We start from the raw sequence: 4,580 nt of genomic DNA on the forward strand, positions 1-4,580 counted from the left end.
AAAACCATCGTGATCTAGCGGGAGCGGTCGCGCTCGGGACTGGCGAGGGGTCCGGCGCGCCGAACCCCTCATTCGCTGGAACAGGCGTTTCTCAGCGAACCGCGCGCTCACTTCGGTTCAAACGCTTTGCGGTTATCAGCCGGCCTGTAAGCCGGGTTCTGTAGGGCCCCGCGCACTTGCGCACGCGGTACGTGACGGCCATTCCTCTGGGACAACGTTTGCACGTTGCCTCAAGCAACCTACCCGGACAGCGAGCCCGACATGGCCCTGCGGTGTTATCGCCAAGGCGAACCCCTCGCTATGCTGTCCCTATTCGGTTTTGCTCCCGGTGGGGTTTACCATGCCGTCTCCGTTGCCGGAGACGCGGTGCGCTCTTACCGCACCTTTTCACCCTTACCGCTCCACACTGTTCTCTCCCCGGCAAGCGAAGAGAGAGTGGACGCGGCGGTTCGTTCTCTGTGGCACTGTCCCTGGGGTCGCCCCCGCCGGACGTTATCCGGCACCGTATGTCGATGGAGCCCGGACTTTCCTCTCCCGCAAGCCTTTCGGCAGCAGCTGGAGCGGCCGTCCGGCCGACTGACACGCTACGCATGACCGTTGTGTGCCGCGCCGTCAAGCCAGGTGGCATCGCGCGGGGAAAATTCAGATGTTTGCAGCCTGAGGGGAACTCCTCCTGCCCTTCCGCCATTGGAGTCTTGCGGCAATGTCCGCACGGGAGGTTGTCATGACCGATCTACATCTTGGGCGTCCCATCCACGGCGCGGTGGATGACATGCGCGGGATCGTGCCGGAGGAGAAGGACTACGCCCTTAGCTGGACGCTCAGCGCTTTCCTGACGCTGGCGGTGGTAGGCGTGGTCTGGACGTTCGGATTCTAGAAGCGGCTTTATGATCTGGACTGGCGCTTTTCACGCGATCATCCATGCTCGGGTTGCCAGGACATGCTTCGCTCGAAACTTTATTGAGCCATTTTGTTTCGATTGAATCCAAACGAGGCGACCAAGCGATCGGGAGCCTTTCCGGAAGACATTTGCGCGACATCGCGCCGCCTTGTCGCGCTGTGACAAGTCAACATCTCTCTGTCATGGAGCGAACAGTGAGCAAGGATCACCGCGCGGAACTGGATCGGCATCTTGCCTGGTTCGAGGGTAAGCTGCCGCCACGATTCGCGAGATTCATAGGCTGGGTGCGCAAGCCGTCCTCGCGGCTGGTTCGCATTCCCTTGGCGATCCTGCTGATCCTCGGCGGAATCTTCAGCTTTCTGCCGGTTCTCGGACTGTGGATGCTGCCGCTCGGCCTCATCCTGATCGCGCAGGATCTGCCGTTCCTGCAAGGACCGATGGCGCGGATGCTCGGCTGGATCGAGCGCAAATGGCTGGAGCGCAAAGCTGCGAAACGCTTTTTGTAAGGCTTCGCAACTGTTCATTTTCGGAGGTTTATCCGCATCGGGTTCCGCCGGAGACCGGACCAGATGTGGTTAAAATGCCCGAAACGCGCGAAAAACGGCCGCGTGGCGGCGATTGACGGTAAATTTTGTCTTTAACGAATCAGTATGCTGATTCATTTTATTCTCCTGGGTCAATCGGGAGACCAAGGTATGAACGTTATTGTTTTCGCATCGCGTAAGGGCGGCTCAGGCAAGAGTACCCTGGCCGCGCATCTTGCTGCGCAAGTTCATAAGGCCTCGAGGCCCTGCCTGCTGGTGGATGCCGATCCGCAGGGGTCGCTGACGCTTTGGCACAAGCTGCGCGGCACGAACGAACCTCCGATCCGGACAGCCAATCGGTCCGTCACCGAAATCATCAACGCCGCGAAGCGTGACGGCGTCGAGTGGGTCTTTATCGACACGCCTCCGAACCTGTCGGCCGTCGTCGATGACGCCATCCGGAATGCGACGATGGTTGTTATTCCCGCGCGGCCCGGCGTGTTCGACGTGAACGCTGTTCAGGGCACCATTCAGAGCTGCCGATCCGCGCGCAGGCCTTATGCGGTTGTCATCAATGGTGCGCCGGCGATGCGCGACGGCTCCGAGAGTCCGATCGTTACCATTGCGCGGGAGGCCTTGGCGAAATTCCGCGCTCCGGTCTGGAGCGGCCAGATTACCAATCGCGCCGACCTGCTGCTGGCGCTGGCGCATGGCGAAGGCGCGCGCGAGTATGATTCCCAGGGCCGCGCGGCTTCGGAGATCGGACGCCTGTGGGCGGCGATCGAACGCTCCGTCAAGGCGATCCGCGGGGCTGCGCCCTCGGGCGGAACCATGCACAAGCACGCCGCCTGATCGCTGCTCAATGCTCGATGATAAAGCGCGCGGATTTCGCGCGTTTGTCTTTCCACTGTAGCGTCGTCGAGCCAAGCCCATCCTTGGGGTGCAACCCGCCGCGCCGTGCGTGTCGGACGCGCCGGCCCCGAAAGGGGCGGGGAATTGCTCCGATCACGACGGCCAGCGTTGCGCCTTGCTGACGACGAAGTCGCGGAAAACCTGAACCCGCGCGACAGATTTCAACTCTTCAGGATACACGAAATATGTATCGAGCTGAATCGAGTCGGATTCGCCGAACAACTGCACCAGGAGATTGTTCTCGCCGACCAGATAGTCCGGCAGCGCGGCTATGCCGAGACCTTGCTGACAGGCGCTGAACAGGCCCACGATGTTGTTGACAGTGAAATAGGGCTCGTGCGGCCCCGATCGGTTGCGGGCGGCCTCGATCAGCCAGTTGCGGTTCTGGAGATGAGGCGAGGCCTGCGTCTCGTTGAGCAGGATGATGCGATGTCCATTGAGTTCCTCAAGCGTTCGCGGGGTGCCGAAGCGCTTGACGTATTCGGTCGAACAATAGGCATGAAAACATATGGCAAACAGCTTGCGCTGAATCAGGTCGGGTTGGGTCGGCTTGTATGTGCGGATCGCGATATCGGCTTCCCGCATCGACAGATCCAGCTCTTCGTCGGTCAAAACCAGTGAGATTCTGATATCCGGATACAGCGAGGTGAATTCGCCAAGCCGCGGAATCAACCAGTTGATACCGATTCCAAGCGTGGTCGTCACCTTAAGGTCGCCGCTTGGCCGTTCCCGGCTGTCGGCGAGCTTGGCGCGCGCCGCCTGCAGCTGCATGAAGACCTGATGCGCGGTGCGAAATAGCAGGTCGCCCTGCTCGGTCAGGATCAACCCTCGCGCATGACGATGAAACAGTGGCACCGAGAGTTCCTGCTCCAGCGCGCCGACCTGCCGCGATACGGCGGACTGCGACAGTCCGAGCTGTTCACCGGCGTGTGTGAAGCTTCCGGCCTCGGCCGCGGCGTGAAATACCTTTAGCTTGTCCCAATCCATGTCGCGGACCGCGCTATTCTGCCGCCGCGCGGTCACCCGCGTGCGCGGCGAGAAACCGTTCGGCTTCCAGCGCGGCCATGCAACCCAGGCCGGCGGCCGTCACGGCCTGGCGATAGACTTCATCCGCGACATCGCCGGCGGCGAACAGCCCCGGCACGGACGTCGCCGTCGAGTTCGGCGCAACTTCGACGTAGCCCGACGGCTTCAGCTTGACCTTGCCCGTCACCAGTTCGGTCGCAGGCGCGTGGCCGATCGCAATGAATACGCCATCGGCCTCGACCTCGGTGAGTTCGCCACTCTTGACGTTCTTCAGCCGCACATGGGTGACCTTGGGCGGATCCTCGCTGCCGCAGATTTCGTCGATGGCGCTGTCCCAGATCACCTTGATCTTGGGATGCTTGAAAGCGCGATCCTGCAGGATGCGTTCGGCGCGGAAGTGATCGCGGCGATGTACAAGGGTGACCTGCGAGGCGAAATTGGTCAGGAAGAGCGCTTCCTCGACCGCTGTGTTGCCGCCGCCGATCACGATCACGTTTTTACCGCGATAGAAGAAACCGTCGCAGGTCGCGCAAGCCGAGACACCGAATCCCTTGAACGCGTCCTCGGATGGCAGCCCGAGCCAGCGTGCCTGCGCGCCCGTGGCGAGGATCACGGTTTCGGCAAGATAGACCTCGCCACTGTCGCAGGTCAGGCGGAAGGGCCGCTGCGACACATCGAGAGAATTCACCGTATCGGTTACGATTCGGGTGCCGACATGCGCCGCCTGCTTCTCCATCTGTTCCATCAGCCACGGCCCCTGGATCACGTCGGCGAAGCCGGGGTAATTTTCAACGTCGGTGGTGATGGTGAGTTGGCCGCCCGGCTGGATGCCCTGGATCAGCACCGGCTCCAGCATGGCGCGCGCCGCGTAGATCGCCGCAGTATAGCCCGCCGGACCGGAGCCGATGATGACAACCTTGGCGTGGATGGGGGCGGGCATGGGTGAGCGGACCTCTGGCGAAAACTGGCGGCCGGCTGCTTGGCGAATGCCGGCAGGGAAGCCAGGACATGAAGCGTCAGAATGACGTTATGCATATCTGCCTCGCCATGCGAAAAATGCAACCCTCCGCCGGAAAAATTCCTCTGGAGCATGATCCCGAAAAGTGGAGACCGGTTTTCGGAGAAGATCATGCTCAAACAAAAAATATAAGCGTCGAGCCTGATTCAACGCAGTTGAAACAAACTATAGAGCCTCGCTTCTGATGGAATCAGAAGCG

At 61.1% G+C, this 4,580-nt stretch carries 6 protein-coding genes and 1 other RNA gene; 4 read left to right on the forward strand and 3 right to left on the reverse strand.

All coding sequences use genetic code 11. The annotated features are described in order from the left end of the window. Window positions 1–131 precede the first annotated feature (131 nt). An RNA gene (gene rnpB / locus NWI01_RS02555) (RNase P RNA component class A) lies at window positions 132–580 on the reverse strand. Window positions 581–724: 144 nt separating this feature from the next. On the opposite strand from rnpB, the gene NWI01_RS18760 reads away from it, so the two are divergent. From NWI01_RS18760 to NWI01_RS02565, 3 genes are all read left to right on the forward strand, one after another. After that, window positions 725–877 (forward strand): hypothetical protein, encoded by a 153-nt coding sequence (locus NWI01_RS18760; RefSeq protein ID WP_181410346.1) that lies wholly within the window; start codon window positions 725–727, stop codon window positions 875–877. Window positions 878–1,095: 218 nt separating this feature from the next. After that, window positions 1,096–1,407 (forward strand): hypothetical protein, encoded by a 312-nt coding sequence (locus tag NWI01_RS02560; RefSeq protein ID WP_375782165.1) that lies wholly within the window; start codon window positions 1,096–1,098, stop codon window positions 1,405–1,407. A 189-nt stretch (window positions 1,408–1,596) separates the two neighbouring features. Next, complete coding sequence (locus NWI01_RS02565) at window positions 1,597–2,277, forward strand: ParA family protein (RefSeq protein ID WP_141382388.1); 681 nt, start codon at window positions 1,597–1,599, stop codon at window positions 2,275–2,277. A gap of 153 nt (window positions 2,278–2,430) precedes the next feature. Here the strand turns inward: NWI01_RS02565 and NWI01_RS02570 are convergent, their stop codons facing one another. Next, entirely contained in the window at window positions 2,431–3,324 is an 894-nt protein-coding gene (locus tag NWI01_RS02570; RefSeq protein ID WP_141382389.1) for a LysR family transcriptional regulator, read from the reverse strand. Between the two features lie 13 nt (window positions 3,325–3,337). Beyond that, a complete protein-coding gene (trxB, locus tag NWI01_RS02575) occupies window positions 3,338–4,303 on the reverse strand; it encodes a thioredoxin-disulfide reductase (RefSeq protein ID WP_141382390.1) in 966 nt (321 codons plus the stop codon). Window positions 4,304–4,305: 2 nt separating this feature from the next. Between trxB and NWI01_RS19275 the strand changes: the two genes are divergently transcribed. Then, window positions 4,306–4,566, forward strand: coding sequence for a hypothetical protein (locus NWI01_RS19275; RefSeq protein ID WP_210242935.1), 261 nt, complete (start codon window positions 4,306–4,308; stop codon window positions 4,564–4,566). Window positions 4,567–4,580: the final 14 nt, after the last annotated feature.

Source organism: Nitrobacter winogradskyi (genome assembly GCF_006539545.1).
In the GTDB taxonomy this organism is placed as follows: Bacteria; Pseudomonadota; Alphaproteobacteria; order Rhizobiales; family Xanthobacteraceae; genus Nitrobacter; species Nitrobacter winogradskyi_A.

Coding starts and splice junctions, on each gene's coding strand:
- NWI01_RS18760 (WP_181410346.1), top strand. CDS start 725: ATGACCGATCTACATCTTGGGCGTCCCATCCACGGCGCGGTGGATGAC.
- NWI01_RS02565 (WP_141382388.1), top strand. CDS start 1,597: ATGAACGTTATTGTTTTCGCATCGCGTAAGGGCGGCTCAGGCAAGAGT.
- NWI01_RS02570 (WP_141382389.1), bottom strand. CDS start 3,324: ATGGATTGGGACAAGCTAAAGGTATTTCACGCCGCGGCCGAGGCCGGA.
- trxB (WP_141382390.1), bottom strand. CDS start 4,303: ATGCCCGCCCCCATCCACGCCAAGGTTGTCATCATCGGCTCCGGTCCG.